Source organism: Bacillus cereus group sp. BceL062 (assembly GCF_051780025.1).
In the GTDB taxonomy this organism is placed as follows: Bacteria; Bacillota; Bacilli; order Bacillales; family Bacillaceae_G; genus Bacillus_A; species Bacillus_A toyonensis.
Map to the genome: position 1 here is coordinate 32,622 of NZ_JBPWGY010000004.1, position 13,809 is coordinate 46,430.

Below are 13,809 nucleotides of genomic sequence, written 5' to 3' on the forward strand. Positions count from 1 at the left end.
GAGGGGCAATATGGATTTATATCGATTTGAAGCTGTGTTAGCGAATAATATCGTTCCGATTGTTGTTGTTGCTCAAAGTGAAGAGCAGGCATTTAAGCTTGCGGAGATTGAGCTTGAAAAGCATTTTTTACCGTTGCCAGAAGTAAAGGAAATCTCCTTATTTGAAAAAAAGAAGATTCGAAAAGGTGCGGCATTTGTTGTTCATGAGTAAATAACATTGAAATACGAACGTATACTAACTTCCATTCATGCATAAGGATGGAAGTTTCATTTTAATAGTAGAAATGAGGAGAGATGATGGGGAAGGTGTATATAGTTGGAGCGGGTCCTGGCGATCCGGATTTAATTACTGTTAAAGGATTGAAATGTATTGAGGAGGCAGATGTTATTTTATATGACCGTCTCGTGAATAAAGAATTGCTTTCATATGCAAAGCCTGAAGCGGATTTAATTTATTGCGGGAAACTCCCGAATTATCACACGATGAAGCAAGAGACAATTAACACATTTCTTATTAAATATGCGAAAAAAGGAAAAGTTGTAACGAGGTTAAAGGGCGGGGATTCATTTGTATTTGGTAGAGGGGGGGAAGAAGCTGAAGCGTTAGCAAAGCAGGGTGTACCATTTGAAATCGTTCCTGGTATTTCAGCTGGAATAGCTGCACCTGCTTATGCTGGTATTCCGGTGACGCATCGTGATGCAAGTGCGAGTTTTGCGGTTGTGACAGGGCATAGAAAAGAAGGTGCTGAAGAGGAAGTGAAGTGGGAAAATTTAGCGAAAGGTGTAGAGACCTTGGCAGTATATATGGGAGTTAGTAATTTGCCCTACATATGCGAACAACTTATGAAGCATGGAAAAGATAAAGGTACACCTGCTGCTATTATTGAACGGGGAACGACGTCTATGCAGCGTACAGTTGTCGGGACGTTAGGGACAATTGTAGATGTTGCGAGAAAAGAACAAATTCAAAATCCGAGTATGATTGTAATTGGAGAAGTTGTCCGTTTTAGAGAGAAAATTCATTGGTTTGAAAAACAAACGGAACAGACTTATCAAGTAAGCGGAGTGTTATAAAATGAAAGCCATCTTATATATATGTCATGGAAGTCGTTTGAGGGCAGCGAAAGAAGAGGCAATTCAATTTATTACGACATGTATGAGCCGTATAGAAGCGGCTATTCAAGAAGTTTGTTTTTTAGAGCTGGCGAATCCTTCTATTGAAGAAGGATTTCGTACATGTGCGAAGCGTGGTGCGACAGAGATTATTGCTATTCCTGTTTTCTTATTAGCAGCAGGGCATGTGAAGAATGATATTCCTTTTGAATTACAAAAATTAAATAATCAATACCCTAATATTAAAGTGACGTATGGTAATCCGTTTGGTGTATCAGAGACACTTATAAAGTCGGTATATAACGGAAGTGGTATTGAAAAATATAAAGATGAAGTAACACTTTTACTTGTTGCAAGGGGTAGCAGCGATCCTGAAACTTTACAAGATATAAATAGGATCGCTACTTTATTTCAAGCGGAAGAAAAAATTGCTAAAGTAGAAGTTTGTTTTTTAGCAGCTGCGGAGCCGAAATTTGAGGGGAAATTAAAGGAAGTTGTAGAGCGAAAAGAAGGGTGTGTTATTGTATTACCTTATTTGTTATTTACAGGCTTACTTATGAAACAGATTGAGAAAGAAGTGCGTCAATATGAGTTGGATGAGATAAAAATAAGTCCGTATTTAGGAAAAAATGAAGTGGTTCAAGATATGTTAATTCAGAAAACGAAGGAGTTATTGAAGGGAGATCCATATGTATCCACTTACAGTGCAAGTTAATAAGAAACGGGTTGTTGTCATTGGCGGAGGAAAAGTTGCCGGATTTAAAATAATTCCTTTACTCAAACAAGGTGCGGATATAGTAGTAGTAAGTCCAGAATTAGATGTAAATTTAGTGAAACTTGTGGAGGAGAAGAAAATTCGTTGGTATCAAAGAGAGTATGAAAAAAGTGATATTAAAGATGCTTTTTTAGTTGTTGCGGCGAGTAGTGATTCTATATTAAATGAACAAGTTGCTGAAGATGCTGCAAAGAATCAATTGGTAAATGTTATTACGAACCCGGAAAGTGGCAATGTTCACTTTCCGGCAGCGATTCATCGTGGGTTACTTAATATAGCGGTTTCTACCGGAGGAGCAAGTCCAAAACTCGCAAAAAAAATTCGAGATGATATCGCGAATAAATACGATGAAACATACGAAATATATTTAGATTTTTTATATGAAGTAAGGGTGAAGTTAAAAGACTTACAGTTAGAAAAGAAAGAACGGCATATATTACTACAAGAAGTATTGAAATCAGCATATGTGCAAAATGAGGGGAAAAGAGAACAGTTTTTACAAGAATTAGAGGAGAGAGTTCTAAAGAGATAAAAAGTAAATAGCGCTTTACAAGTATAAAAATATAATTTATAATCACAAGTAACTTCAATAGATGAAATCGATGAGCAAGAAGAGTACGTATATTTGATGCGTTCAGAGAGCTGGGGTAAGGTGTGAGCCCGGTACGATAAAATATACAGAATGGGCTTGCGAGAGGTATGTTGAACATTGTAGTAGGCAACCCGGGTTCCGCCGTTAAAAGGATAGAGTATCGGAATTATTCCTGTACTTGAACAAGTGGGATTTATCAGTCCAATTGAGGTGGTACCACGGTATTTACATTACATATATCGTCCTCTACATGCATATTTGCGTGTAGGGGACTTTTTTATTTTCTAAAGGAGGTGTGCGAGTATGAAATGAAAGTGTATAATTGTTAAAAGTTTAAATATTCAGAAAAGGGGAATTTATGATGAAAGAAACACAGCAATGGACGTCGAAAATAGGCTTTGTACTCGCAGCAGCCGGAGCAGCAGTAGGTCTTGGTGCGATATGGAAATTTCCATATGTTGCAGGTAATGGCGGGGGAGGCGCATTCTTCCTAGTCTTCTTACTATTAACTTTATTTATTGGGATGCCGCTATTACTAGCAGAATTTGTTATTGGTCGTAGTACACAAAAAGAGGCAGTTACAGCGTATAAAGTATTAGTGCCAAATAGTAAAGTATATCCTTGGATTGGTCGTATGGGAGTTGTAACATGTTTTAGTGTACTCTCTTTCTATAGTGTTGTAGGTGGATGGATTTTACTGTATTTATACTACAGTGTTACAGGTAGTTTCTGGAATGGTGTTGTCGATTATGCGAGTGTGTTTGGTGAGGCGATTTCAAATCCAGTAAGTGCGATTGGAGCGCAATTTATCTTTATGCTTTGTACTATTTTTGTCGTAAGTAAAGGTGTAGAGAAAGGTATAGAAAAGGCAAGTAAGTATATGATGCCATTATTATTTATTTTATTTATCGCGATTATTATTCGTGCGTTGACACTTGATGGTGCTTTTGCTGGAGTAGAGTTCTTCTTAAAACCTGACTTTTCAAAGCTTACAGCAGATACGATTTTATATGCGATGGGACAATCTTTCTTCTCACTAACAGTAGGTGCCTCGGTAATGGTAACGTATAGTTCGTATTTAAAGAAAGAAGAACATTTAGCGAAATCAGCAACATCTATTGTAAGTTTAACTGTTTTCGTTACAGTACTTGCGGGATTAGCGATTTTCCCAGCGATTTTCGCATTAGGAGTTAAACCGACGGAAGGACCGGGATTACTGTTTATCGTCCTTCCAGCCGTATTTGCAAAAATACCATTTGGACAATTTTTCTTTATTATGTTTTTAATTTTATTCTTCTTTGCGACTTTAACATCAGCTATTTCAATGCTTGAAATTGTAGTAGCATCTGTTGCGAAAGGTAATGAAAAGAAGCGTCCTTCAGCATCATTATTAATTGGTATTCTTATTTTTGCAGTTGGAATTCCGTCAGCATTATCGTTTGGAATTATGAGTGATGTGAAAATATTTGGGAAAACATTCTTTGATTTCGTCGACTTCTCGGTAAGTAATGTATTGCTGCCGCTAGGGGTACTAGCTATTTCGCTATTTGTACCAAATAAAATGAGTAAAGAGTTATTAATGAAAGAATTAGAAGTTACGGAAACGAAAGGGAAGACGTTATTTAACATTTGGTTCTTCTTGCTTCGTTATGTTATTCCAGTAACTGTAATTATCGTATTTTTAAATGCGATAGGCGTATTTAAAATGTTTGCATAATAAAAAGACGGAGATTCCTCCGTCTTTTTATTATGTTGCAGGAGTATTTAATAAGCGGTTATATGCTTTATAAGCTGTGACAACTGCGATGAAAGAACCGATTAAAAACAATGCTGAGCCGCCAAATGTAAATAACCGGCCAATATACGTTTCTCTAGCTTCTTCTATTTTTTGTTGTAATTGTGTATCCATCTTTGATCACCCCGTAACCAATAGGCATTTAGTTATAGTCTATGTAGAATGCCTATAGTGTGTGAAGTGTAAAGAAAAAACTCGGTATGCACCGAGTTTTTTATAATCCGATATATGAAGATGGATCAACTGCGTTTGTCTTGCCGACATTCCATTCTCCAAGGTGAAGTTCGAAGTGTAAATGTTGCCCGTATGATTGGCCAGTATTCCCCATGAATCCAAGTTGAGTGCCTTGTTTTACAGTTTGTCCATTTGATACAGAACGGCTACTCATATGTGCATATACTGTCGTGTATGTCTTTCCGTTTATACGGTGAGATAAGTACACAACATTTCCGTAACTAGATGAGAATTCCGAGCGGATAACTACACCATCTGCAGCAGCAATAATTGGAACCGTTCCCGAAGCGGCAATATCGATACCTTTATGGTTATCTAAAGAACGTGTACCAAACCCAGAAGTTTTTGATCCAGCTGCTGGTTTAATAAAGCCGCCAGTATTTGTATCGTGTGGCGGTGAAGCAGCTTGAGCTTTTTGAGCAGATGTAGTAGCTTGTTTAGCTTCTTCTGCCTTGCGGGCTTCCTCGGCTTTACGAGCCTCTTCTGCACGTTTTTCTTCTTCAATTGCTTTTTGAACAGCTTGACGCTGATTTTCTAAAATGCCTTTTGATTCTTCTAGTCCTTCAATCTCTGAATCTACTTTTGCTACTTTCGTATGTAGATCATTAATAAATGATTGTTGCTGTTGCTGGTTTGTTTGTAGCTCTTGTTGTTTTTGGATTAATTTTTGTTCGGCCTCTTTTAGTTGTTGTTCTTTTTTCTCAACAGCCTCTTTTTCTGTCGCCACAGCATTTTGATCAGTTGTTTGTTTTTTCACAATATCTGTATCATTGTTTAAAATTAAACTGACGGAGTACATATTATCAATAAGGTCAGCAATGTTTGCAGAGTTTGTTAATACCTCTGTAATGATGTTTGTACGTGGTTTTTCTTGCATAGATTGTAATCGTTGTTTAATAACTTCCTGACGTGTATCTATGTTTGTTTGTAATTGTTCTATATGTTTCTTTTTGTCAGCAATTACTTGTTGTGTTTTGCTAATTTCTTTTTTTGTATCGTTTAATTCAGCCTCGTTTTTATTAATAGAAGTAGTTAATTCGTCGATTTTTTTCTGTAAATCTTGGATTTCTTTTTCTATTTGTTCTTTCTCAGCTGATTTATTTTGTAAGTCATTTTGTTTGCCGTCTAATTCTGATTGTATATTCGATAATTTATCTTGATTTGTTTCAGCGTATACGGGTGAAAGTAATGGGGAAGCAAAAATCGTTCCTGCTGCTAAAACACTAAACGCTGCAAATTTCTTTTTCATGGTTGTCTGGCTCCTTTCCCTATGAATGTTATATATCATAAGAAGAAGTGTGTCTATCGTTGTAATCATAATGTAAAGAAAATTTTATAAAATTGCTAAGTTTTGTCGGAATTTATCATTTTTCAACAGTAATTGTCATGAAAGTTATATTTTTTTATATATGAAATAAAGGTATATTTAGGTATTTTTATAAAATAAAGGAATAAACGGAATTGTTGTATATAGCGAAAAATTATGTAGGGAGTCAATTAAACACTAGTAAGGAATCGTTCTCATGTTAGGTTTTCTGACATGGGTTTTATTTTTGTCAAGAAAATTATTTGCGTTCGGGAAAAGTTATTTTGTTGTCAGATTTAATTTTTTGATTTATGATTTTTAACAGGGACAAAATGTAGTGAATTGTCGAATAATATATAATACTCTTAATTTCTTAGTTTTATAGAGATAGAATGAGGGATAGAGTGATACATCGAAGAGGGGGTTACAACAAATATGAAAAGAATAGGACTTGCATGGCAAATATTAATAGGTCTTGCGTTAGGTATTGCAGTTGGTGCGATTTTCTTTGATAATCCAGCAGTTGCGAAGTACTTACAACCAATTGGTGATGTTTTCATCCGATTAATTAAAATGATCGTTGTACCGATTGTTGTAGCAAGTATTGTTGTTGGGGTTGCTGGTGTTGGCGATGTTAAGAAGTTAGGTCGACTAGGCGGAAAAACAATTATTTACTTTGAAATTATTACAACACTTGCAATTGTAGTGGGTCTATTAATAGCGAACATTTTCCAACCTGGAAAAGGCGTTGATATGGATAAGTTAACAAAAACAGATATTTCTAAATATACACATACGACAGAGCAAGTACAAAGTCATTCGTTTGCGGATACGTTTGTAAATATTGTTCCGACGAACATTATGAAATCATTAGCTGATGGTGATATGCTTGCTATTATTTTCTTCTCTGTATTATTTGGTTTAGGTGTAGCAGCAATTGGTGAACGTGGTAAACCAGTTCTACAATTTTTCCAAGGTGTAGCAGACGCAATGTTTTACGTAACGAACCAAGTTATGAAGTTTGCACCATTTGGTGTATTCGCATTAATTGGTGTTACAGTTTCTACATTCGGTTTAGCTTCATTAATTCCGTTAGGGAAATTACTAATTGTAGTATACGGAGCGATGATCTTCTTCGTTGTAGTTGTCTTAGGACTTACAGCGAAAATATTTGGAATTAACATTTTCCAATTCTTTAAGATTTTAAAAGACGAGCTGATCTTAGCGTATTCTACAGCAAGTTCAGAAACAGTTTTACCGAAAATCATGGAGAAAATGGAAAAGTTCGGTTGTCCGAAAGCAATTACATCTTTCGTTATTCCGACAGGTTATTCATTTAACTTAGATGGATCAACTTTATATCAAGCAATTGCGGCTATTTTCTTAGCACAAATGTACGGTATTGATTTATCTATTTCTCAACAAATTACATTATTACTTGTATTAATGGTTACATCAAAAGGTATCGCAGGTGTACCGGGCGTATCATTCGTTGTATTATTAGCAACGCTTGGTACAGTAGGTATTCCAGCAGAAGGTTTAGCCTTTATTGCAGGTATTGACCGTATTCTAGATATGGCTCGTACAGCAGTTAACGTTGTAGGTAACTCTTTAGCAGCTGTAGTTATGTCTAAGTGGGAAGGTCAATATGACGCTGAAAAAGGACAAGCCTATTTAAAAGAGATATCTGAAAAGGGTCAAGCAGCTTAATTATAATATGAACAAGCTCTCACATAATATATGTGGGAGCTTTTCTATATATAGAAGAGGAGCGGGCGTAATGAAACGTAAATATGGTGACGGTTCTTCGTGGAAGCGACTAATAGAGAAGGATTATATGGTTAAGCAAGTAGAAGAGGGCATGCTAGGAATACTGGACATAAAAAAGGTGAGAGAACCTAGTTATAAAGAATATGATGGTAAAGAAATTTGTATCGCAGGTAATGAGTATACGTGGATTCAGTATTTCATAAAAGGGAAAAACTTTGCGATTACAGCTATGTTAGATAATAAGGGGAATTTAGTACAATATTATATTGATGTGACGAAAGAATACGAAATAGACGACCGGGGTTTACCGTATTTTGATGATTTATATTTAGATGTAGTGCTATTGCCGAATGGTAAGATGTATGTATTGGATGAAGATGAGTTAGAGGACGCTTATAAAAATAGTGATGTTACAAAGGAAGAATATGAATTAGCCTGGCAAACAACGAAATGGATCATGGAAGCGATAAACAATAGTGAATTTTATTGGATTTCAATATTAGATAAAGAAATCGAAAAGTTAAAATGATGGGTGTATTCATATTTTTGTATAATTACCAAAAAAATCTATACAAAAAATAATTGACTTTTGTTTTGTAAGCGAGTAAAGTTAGGGAAGAAATTATTATTAAAAAATAAATATGAAACCTTCTTATAAAGAGAGGCGGAGGGACTGGCCCTACGATGCCTCGGCAGCGGACTCGATTTTAGAGTGCTGTGCCAAATCCAGCAAGCATGTGCTTGAAAGATGAGAAGAGCGTTCCTTATAGATGTATAAGACCTCTTCTCGTTGGAAGAGGTCTTTTGTTATTCATTAGAAAAAAGGTTGAAACTAGGGAGAGATGGTACTTTGAAAGAAACGAGAGGAAATGGTTTAGCTTTATTACCACTTGGGATATTTTTAGCACTATTTATTGGTTCTGGAATTATTACGGGTGATTTCTATAAATTGCCGATACTTGTAGCGATTTCAATTGCTGTAGGAATTGCTTTGGTGATGAATCGTAAAGAAAGTTTTAATGTGAAAGTAGAAAGATTCGCTAAAGGTGCAGGAAATCCGGATATTATGATTATGGTATTAATTTTTGTACTTGCAGGTGCATTTTCTGAAACAGCAAAAGGAATGGGCGGAGTAGACTCAACTGTTAATTTAGCGTTAACTATTTTGCCACCAGGATTTATCGTAGCTGGAATTTTTGTTATAGGTGCGTTTATTTCATTAGCGATGGGAACTTCAATGGGAACAATTGCAGCGTTAGCACCGATTGCTGTAGGTATTAGTGGACAAACTGATATCTCAATTGCACTTACGATGGCTACTGTTGTTGGTGGAGCGATGTTTGGTGATAATTTATCATTTATTTCAGATACAACAATCGCAGCTGTTCGTTCGCAAGGAACAGAAATGAAAGATAAGTTTAAAACGAACTTTTTAATTGTATTGCCAGCTGCTATTATTACAATTGTACTATTAGTAATAATTACTTCAGGAAGTGATACGCAGGTTAAAGCTCATAGTTTTGATTGGATAAAGATTTTACCGTATGCAGGAGTACTTATTACCGCGCTACTTGGCTGGAATGTACTTATTGTGTTAACTGGTGGAACTGTATTATCTGGCGCTATCGGTCTTATAGATGGAAGTTACACGTTGGAGAGTTTCTTTAAAAGTGTAACGACTGGAATGGGCGGTATGATGGAGTTAGTATTACTTGCTATTTTAATCGGAGGTATGGTTGAACTAATTCAATATAATGGTGGGATTCAATATTTAATGAATCTTTTAACGCGTAATATTCGTTCGAAAAAAGGCGCAGAGTTCGGTATTGCTGGTTTAGTGAGTATGACGAATATGTGTACAGCGAATAATACGATTTCAATTATCTTTACAGGCCCGCTTGCGAAAAACATTGCAGATCAATATGAAATTGATCCCCGTAAATCAGCAAGTGTATTAGACCTTTTCTCATGTTGTGTGCAAGGATTAATTCCGTATGGTGCTCAAATGTTAACTGCGGCAGGGTTTGCTGCTTTATCTCCGATTGAACTGTTACCGTATGCATTTTATCCAATTTTAGTTGGGGTATGTGGAATTGTTTCGATTTTGATTGGATTTCCGAAGTTTTCGAAAGTGGCGGAGAAAAAAGAGTATCATAAAACAGCATAATTTAATATGAATGATAACTTTAGTAATTGAAACCGTGCAGAGAATATTCTCTGCACGTTTTTTTTATGTGTGGTAAAAGAGTGAATCATCCTATTCTACCTTATGTTTTTTACAGAAGGCTGAATGTATCTCGGTCTTAAGTCTGAGTTGAAAACGGTTCTTAAGCTCGTTATGGAAAAATGAAAAAATAGTTAAGATAAGAGTATCAAATCGAAGGGAGGCAAGCACAAGATGAAACAATTTCTAGCGTTTATCGCGGCCGGTATTTTGGCTTTAATTGCTCTTGGTAGTCTTGCTGGTATTGTAGGATTCGCAATCGGAGCAGGAGTTGTGTACTGGAGCTATAAATCATTTGTGCGAGCTAAATCATTTTTTGGAAAGCTAGCTTGGGGCATTGTTGGTTTAATCGGTTTATCCATTGCACTTTCTCATTCACCAGCATTAATTGGTATCGCTGCATTGGTAGTTTTGTACTACGGATACCGTGAATGGAAAAAAGAAAAAGATGTAGTTGTTGATTCAGCTTCAGAAAGTTCTAAACCATATAGCAACTTTGAAGATGAGTGGAACAAATTAATGAAAAACTAAAACAATAAACCAATAAAACAATAAATTATAAATAAAGTAGAAGAGAGGAAGATTTATAATGAAACAATCTTTATTCGGACGTGTACGCGATGCAATTTTAGCTGATTTTCATAATGTGTTAGATGAGAAAGAAAGAAAAAATCCAATTGCAATGTTAAACCAATATTTACGCGATAGTGAGCGTGAAATAACAAAAATTGAGAAGTTAATTCAGCGTCATAAAACATTAAAATCTAACTTCGCTCGTGAGCTTGAGCAAGCACGCTATTTTGTTAACAAAAGATCAAAGCAAGCTATCATTGCTCAAGAAGCAGGCGAATTACAACTGCATGAACGTGCATTAGAAGAAGTGGCGTATTATGAAGGGCAAGTAACTCGCTTAGAAGAAATGTATGCTGGTGTTGTAGAGCAAATTGATGAGTTAGAGCGTCGTCTTTCAGAAATGAAAAATAAATTAAAAGAAATGAACGCAAAGCGTATGGAATTAATGGCTCGTGAAAATATGGCGCATGCAAACCGCCGTATGAATACTGCTATTCATAAAATGGATGAAAATAATCCGTTCTTACGATTCGAAGAAATTGAAGATCATATTCGTGACATAGAGCTTCGTATAAATGAAGAGCATGAGCGTGATACATTTGATATGAAAATTGCAAAGCTTGAGCGTGAAATGAAAGAGAAAAATGAAGTATCGTTAACGAAAGAAGTAACAAAATAATTGTAGTATATTATAAAACAGGCTTATGATATAGTGATAGGAGAAAAGGTGTTGGAAAGCAATGCCTTTTCTTCTATGTATATGTGACAAGGAGGGGGGGAGCTGAAATGAAGAAGCGCTTTTCAAAAACACAATTAATGGGGATGCTCCTCATCATATTTGGATTCGGTCTATTTCTTGATATGATACTTGGACATTTTGAACCGGGTGGTCTAATTTTTGCATTTATTATGCTTATGTTTGGAAGACATTATCGAAAGAAGAATCGTTACGTAAGAGGGAATGTATTTTTATTTGTCGGTGGTATAGTATTCTTATTCTTCTTATTTTCATCAGCAGCGTTTGTACTTGTCGTATTTGCTTGTTTAGCTTTAATTGGTTATCAACTGATTCAACAAGGACATCAGCAAAAAGTAATGAAAGTTGAAATTAAAGAAAAGGGATATATAGATGAAGAAAAACAAATATATCGTACAGAACCGTATATAAAAAATATGTTCGTAGGTAATGTACGAATGATGGATCATATTTATGAACTTGAAGATATTAACGTCCAATATGGTGCTTGTGATGTCGAGATTGATTTAACAACTGCTATGATTCCGGAGGGGGAAACGGTAATTGTTATTCGAGGTGTCGTTGGTAACATTCGTTTATATGTACCGTATGATATTGAATTGTCTTTAAATCATTCTGTAATTGTTGGGCGAGTACTCCTGCCAGGGCATGAAGAAACAGGTTTTAATCGTAATGTTACATTTAGAACAGAACAGTATAAAGAAGCTCCTCGTCGTATAAAAATCATTTCTTCACTTGTAGTAGGTGATACGGAAGTGAGGAAAGTATAATGAAAAAACAAAAAAATATTTCGTGGATGTATATTCGTTATTCGATGTTATCCTCAGTGAGTATCGCACTTATTTGTACAATTGTGTATGTATGGAAAAGCGAGCAACAAGTTTATGATTTATTATGGGAAGAATCCATCGCTTCTGTTCCAATTGGCTTGTTTATTATGAGCACAAGTCTCCTTATCGGGGGGATTATAGGATATGCAATCGGCTATTATATTGAGCAGCGTATACAAGGATTAAATACGTTTCTATTTGAAGTAGAACGAGGGAATTTTCCGAACGATGTTTCATTTACTGCGGATGATGAATTCCATGAAGTGGAACGAAAAGTAATCGGCCTTGCTCGTCGATTAGAGGAGCAAGCGGGATTATTTCAAAAAGTAACGAATGAACGAGCCCATTGGAATGAAGAGATGAGGCAAGAGGCGATTTCTCAAGAAAGGCATAGATTAGCAAGGGAACTGCATGATTCAGTAAGTCAGCAGCTTTTTGCAATGTCGATGATGATGTCAGCCATTAATGAACAAGTAGCTGAAATTCCAGACACGACAAAAAAACAATTACAACTTGTTGAAAATATGGTCGTAAATGCACAATCAGAAATGAGAGCATTGCTCTTACATCTACGCCCAGTACAGTTAGAAGGTAAGAAGTTAACAGAGGGTATAGAAGAATTATTAACAGAACTGTCTAGAAAGCAACATATGAAAATTGAATGGTTAATTGAGCCAATTGAATTAAAAAAAGGTGTAGAAGATCATTTATTCCGTATTGTACAAGAAGCTCTATCAAACACGTTACGACATGCGAAGGCAAAGAAAACGGAAGTACGTCTTCGTAAAATAGATCAATATGCGATTTTAAAAATTATTGATGACGGTGTTGGCTTTGAAGTGGGAGTGAATAAAGCGGGTTCATACGGTTTACGATCAATGCAAGAGCGTGTTCATGAAATTGGTGGAACATTAAAAGTACTTAGCTTTCCGGCAAAAGGTACGCAAATTGAAGTGAAAGTGCCAATTATGATTGAGAAAGGGGGAGAATCATGATAAAAGTATTACTAGTTGATGATCATGAAATGGTTCGAATGGGAGTATCAGCATATTTATCAACGCAGCCAGATATTGAAGTAGTTGGTGAAGCTGAAAATGGAAGAAAAGGTTCAGAGCTAGCGTTGCAATTAAGACCAGATATTATTTTAATGGATCTTGTTATGGATGAAATGGACGGGGTTGAAGCGACACGTGCTATTATTCAAGAATGGCCAGAAGCGAAAATTGTAGTTGTAACGAGCTTTTTAGATGATGAAAAGCTATATCCTGTTATCGAGGCAGGAGCGACAAGTTATTTATTAAAAACATCCCGAGCAAGTGATATTGCAGACGCTGTAAGAGCTACTTATGATGGAGAAACGGTATTAGAGCCGAAAGTTACTGGCAAAATGATGTCTCGTATGCGCCAGAAAAAAGAACAACCTTTACATGAGGAGTTAACAGAAAGAGAGTCTGAAATTTTGTTATTAATTGCAGAGGGGAAAAGTAATCAAGAGATTGCAGATGAGTTATTTATTGCCCTCAAAACAGTAAAGACACATGTGAGTAACATATTAAATAAGCTAAATGTAAGTGATCGTACACAGGCGGTTATTTATGCATTTAGACATCAATTAACGAAATGATAAAGTGAAACTTTAATCAGTGGGGGGTTATTCCTACTGATTATTGGCCTTCACCAATCGGGCTTTTACGGGCAGTTATCTCCCGCTTACCTTCCTCGTATTCGCTGAATTTTGAGGGGGGAGTCTTACTGCCCGTTAATGCGGGGGAAAGTGAAATTTTAATCAGCGGGGGAGATTCCTCGCTGATTATTAGCTTGCATCAATTTGGATTTGGCA

General features: G+C 36.0%; 15 protein-coding genes, 1 riboswitch and 1 other annotated feature. Of the genes, 13 read left to right on the plus strand and 2 right to left on the minus strand.

Annotated features, from left to right (window positions below; translation table 11 throughout):
* Positions 1-10 precede the first annotated feature (10 nt).
* From ACS2MN_RS11155 to ACS2MN_RS11175, 5 genes are all read left to right on the plus strand, one after another.
* A complete protein-coding gene (locus ACS2MN_RS11155; protein WP_000366906.1) occupies positions 11-211 on the plus strand; it encodes a DUF3906 family protein in 201 nt (66 codons plus the stop codon).
* A gap of 86 nt (positions 212-297) precedes the next feature.
* A complete protein-coding gene (cobA, locus tag ACS2MN_RS11160) occupies positions 298-1,074 on the plus strand; it encodes a uroporphyrinogen-III C-methyltransferase (protein ID WP_438894696.1) in 777 nt (258 codons plus the stop codon).
* A gap of 1 nt (position 1,075) precedes the next feature.
* Entirely contained in the window at positions 1,076-1,828 is a 753-nt protein-coding gene (locus tag ACS2MN_RS11165) for a sirohydrochlorin chelatase (protein WP_088055423.1), read from the plus strand.
* Entirely contained in the window at positions 1,803-2,420 is a 618-nt protein-coding gene (locus tag ACS2MN_RS11170) for an NAD(P)-binding protein (RefSeq protein WP_000283323.1), read from the plus strand. Before ACS2MN_RS11165 ends, ACS2MN_RS11170 begins: the two co-directional genes overlap by 26 nt.
* A gap of 61 nt (positions 2,421-2,481) precedes the next feature.
* Positions 2,482-2,730 (plus strand) — a binding site (T-box leader).
* Between the two features lie 111 nt (positions 2,731-2,841).
* On the plus strand, positions 2,842-4,197 hold the full coding sequence (locus ACS2MN_RS11175; RefSeq protein WP_000665454.1) for a sodium-dependent transporter: 1,356 nt from the start codon (positions 2,842-2,844) through the stop codon (positions 4,195-4,197).
* Positions 4,198-4,227: 30 nt separating this feature from the next.
* Here ACS2MN_RS11175 and ACS2MN_RS11180 read toward each other — a convergent pair whose 3' ends face one another.
* Positions 4,228-4,389: a hypothetical protein gene (locus ACS2MN_RS11180; protein ID WP_000380941.1), complete on the minus strand. Its 162-nt coding sequence runs from the start codon at positions 4,387-4,389 to the stop codon at positions 4,228-4,230.
* A gap of 100 nt (positions 4,390-4,489) precedes the next feature.
* Positions 4,490-5,758: a murein hydrolase activator EnvC family protein gene (locus ACS2MN_RS11185; RefSeq protein WP_000726072.1), complete on the minus strand. Its 1,269-nt coding sequence runs from the start codon at positions 5,756-5,758 to the stop codon at positions 4,490-4,492.
* 492 nt (positions 5,759-6,250) lie between these two features.
* Between ACS2MN_RS11185 and gltP the strand changes: the two genes are divergently transcribed.
* The 8 genes from gltP to ACS2MN_RS11225 all read left to right on the plus strand — a co-directional run bounded on the left by gltP (position 6,251) and on the right by ACS2MN_RS11225 (position 13,593).
* Positions 6,251-7,525 carry a glutamate/aspartate:proton symporter GltP gene (gene gltP, locus ACS2MN_RS11190; protein WP_000821124.1) on the plus strand — a complete coding sequence of 425 codons (1,275 nt, stop codon included), beginning with the start codon at positions 6,251-6,253 and terminating at the stop codon, positions 7,523-7,525.
* Positions 7,526-7,595: 70 nt separating this feature from the next.
* Positions 7,596-8,114, plus strand: coding sequence for a DUF402 domain-containing protein (locus ACS2MN_RS11195; RefSeq protein WP_000824636.1), 519 nt, complete (start codon positions 7,596-7,598; stop codon positions 8,112-8,114).
* Between the two features lie 120 nt (positions 8,115-8,234).
* Positions 8,235-8,340: riboswitch (SAM riboswitch) on the plus strand.
* A gap of 95 nt (positions 8,341-8,435) precedes the next feature.
* Positions 8,436-9,752, plus strand: a complete 1,317-nt coding sequence (locus tag ACS2MN_RS11200; RefSeq protein WP_000665472.1) for a Na+/H+ antiporter NhaC family protein — start codon at positions 8,436-8,438, stop codon at positions 9,750-9,752.
* A gap of 231 nt (positions 9,753-9,983) precedes the next feature.
* Positions 9,984-10,340 (plus strand): lmo0954 family membrane protein, encoded by a 357-nt coding sequence (locus ACS2MN_RS11205; RefSeq protein WP_000808637.1) that lies wholly within the window; start codon positions 9,984-9,986, stop codon positions 10,338-10,340.
* Positions 10,341-10,398: 58 nt separating this feature from the next.
* A complete protein-coding gene (locus ACS2MN_RS11210; protein ID WP_000814140.1) occupies positions 10,399-11,061 on the plus strand; it encodes a PspA/IM30 family protein in 663 nt (220 codons plus the stop codon).
* A gap of 107 nt (positions 11,062-11,168) precedes the next feature.
* Complete coding sequence (gene liaF, locus ACS2MN_RS11215; protein WP_000745642.1) at positions 11,169-11,909, plus strand: cell wall-active antibiotics response protein LiaF; 741 nt, start codon at positions 11,169-11,171, stop codon at positions 11,907-11,909.
* Positions 11,909-12,964, plus strand: a complete 1,056-nt coding sequence (locus tag ACS2MN_RS11220; RefSeq protein ID WP_000744314.1) for a sensor histidine kinase — start codon at positions 11,909-11,911, stop codon at positions 12,962-12,964. The genes liaF and ACS2MN_RS11220 overlap by 1 nt, the downstream gene beginning before the upstream one ends.
* Positions 12,961-13,593 (plus strand): response regulator, encoded by a 633-nt coding sequence (locus tag ACS2MN_RS11225; protein WP_000598709.1) that lies wholly within the window; start codon positions 12,961-12,963, stop codon positions 13,591-13,593. Before ACS2MN_RS11220 ends, ACS2MN_RS11225 begins: the two co-directional genes overlap by 4 nt.
* Positions 13,594-13,809 lie beyond the last annotated feature (216 nt).

Bases quoted from the DNA above. Each gene is read 5' to 3' on its own strand.
- ACS2MN_RS11195 (WP_000824636.1), top strand. From the start codon at position 7,596: ATGAAACGTAAATATGGTGACGGTTCTTCGTGGAAGCGACTAATAGAG.
- ACS2MN_RS11165 (WP_088055423.1), top strand. From the start codon at position 1,076: ATGAAAGCCATCTTATATATATGTCATGGAAGTCGTTTGAGGGCAGCG.
- ACS2MN_RS11155 (WP_000366906.1), top strand. From the start codon at position 11: ATGGATTTATATCGATTTGAAGCTGTGTTAGCGAATAATATCGTTCCG.
- ACS2MN_RS11185 (WP_000726072.1), bottom strand. From the start codon at position 5,758: ATGAAAAAGAAATTTGCAGCGTTTAGTGTTTTAGCAGCAGGAACGATT.
- gltP (WP_000821124.1), top strand. From the start codon at position 6,251: ATGAAAAGAATAGGACTTGCATGGCAAATATTAATAGGTCTTGCGTTA.
- ACS2MN_RS11180 (WP_000380941.1), bottom strand. From the start codon at position 4,389: ATGGATACACAATTACAACAAAAAATAGAAGAAGCTAGAGAAACGTAT.
- ACS2MN_RS11220 (WP_000744314.1), top strand. From the start codon at position 11,909: ATGAAAAAACAAAAAAATATTTCGTGGATGTATATTCGTTATTCGATG.
- ACS2MN_RS11225 (WP_000598709.1), top strand. From the start codon at position 12,961: ATGATAAAAGTATTACTAGTTGATGATCATGAAATGGTTCGAATGGGA.
- ACS2MN_RS11205 (WP_000808637.1), top strand. From the start codon at position 9,984: ATGAAACAATTTCTAGCGTTTATCGCGGCCGGTATTTTGGCTTTAATT.
- ACS2MN_RS11210 (WP_000814140.1), top strand. From the start codon at position 10,399: ATGAAACAATCTTTATTCGGACGTGTACGCGATGCAATTTTAGCTGAT.
- ACS2MN_RS11175 (WP_000665454.1), top strand. From the start codon at position 2,842: ATGAAAGAAACACAGCAATGGACGTCGAAAATAGGCTTTGTACTCGCA.
- liaF (WP_000745642.1), top strand. From the start codon at position 11,169: ATGAAGAAGCGCTTTTCAAAAACACAATTAATGGGGATGCTCCTCATC.
- ACS2MN_RS11170 (WP_000283323.1), top strand. From the start codon at position 1,803: ATGTATCCACTTACAGTGCAAGTTAATAAGAAACGGGTTGTTGTCATT.
- cobA (WP_438894696.1), top strand. From the start codon at position 298: ATGGGGAAGGTGTATATAGTTGGAGCGGGTCCTGGCGATCCGGATTTA.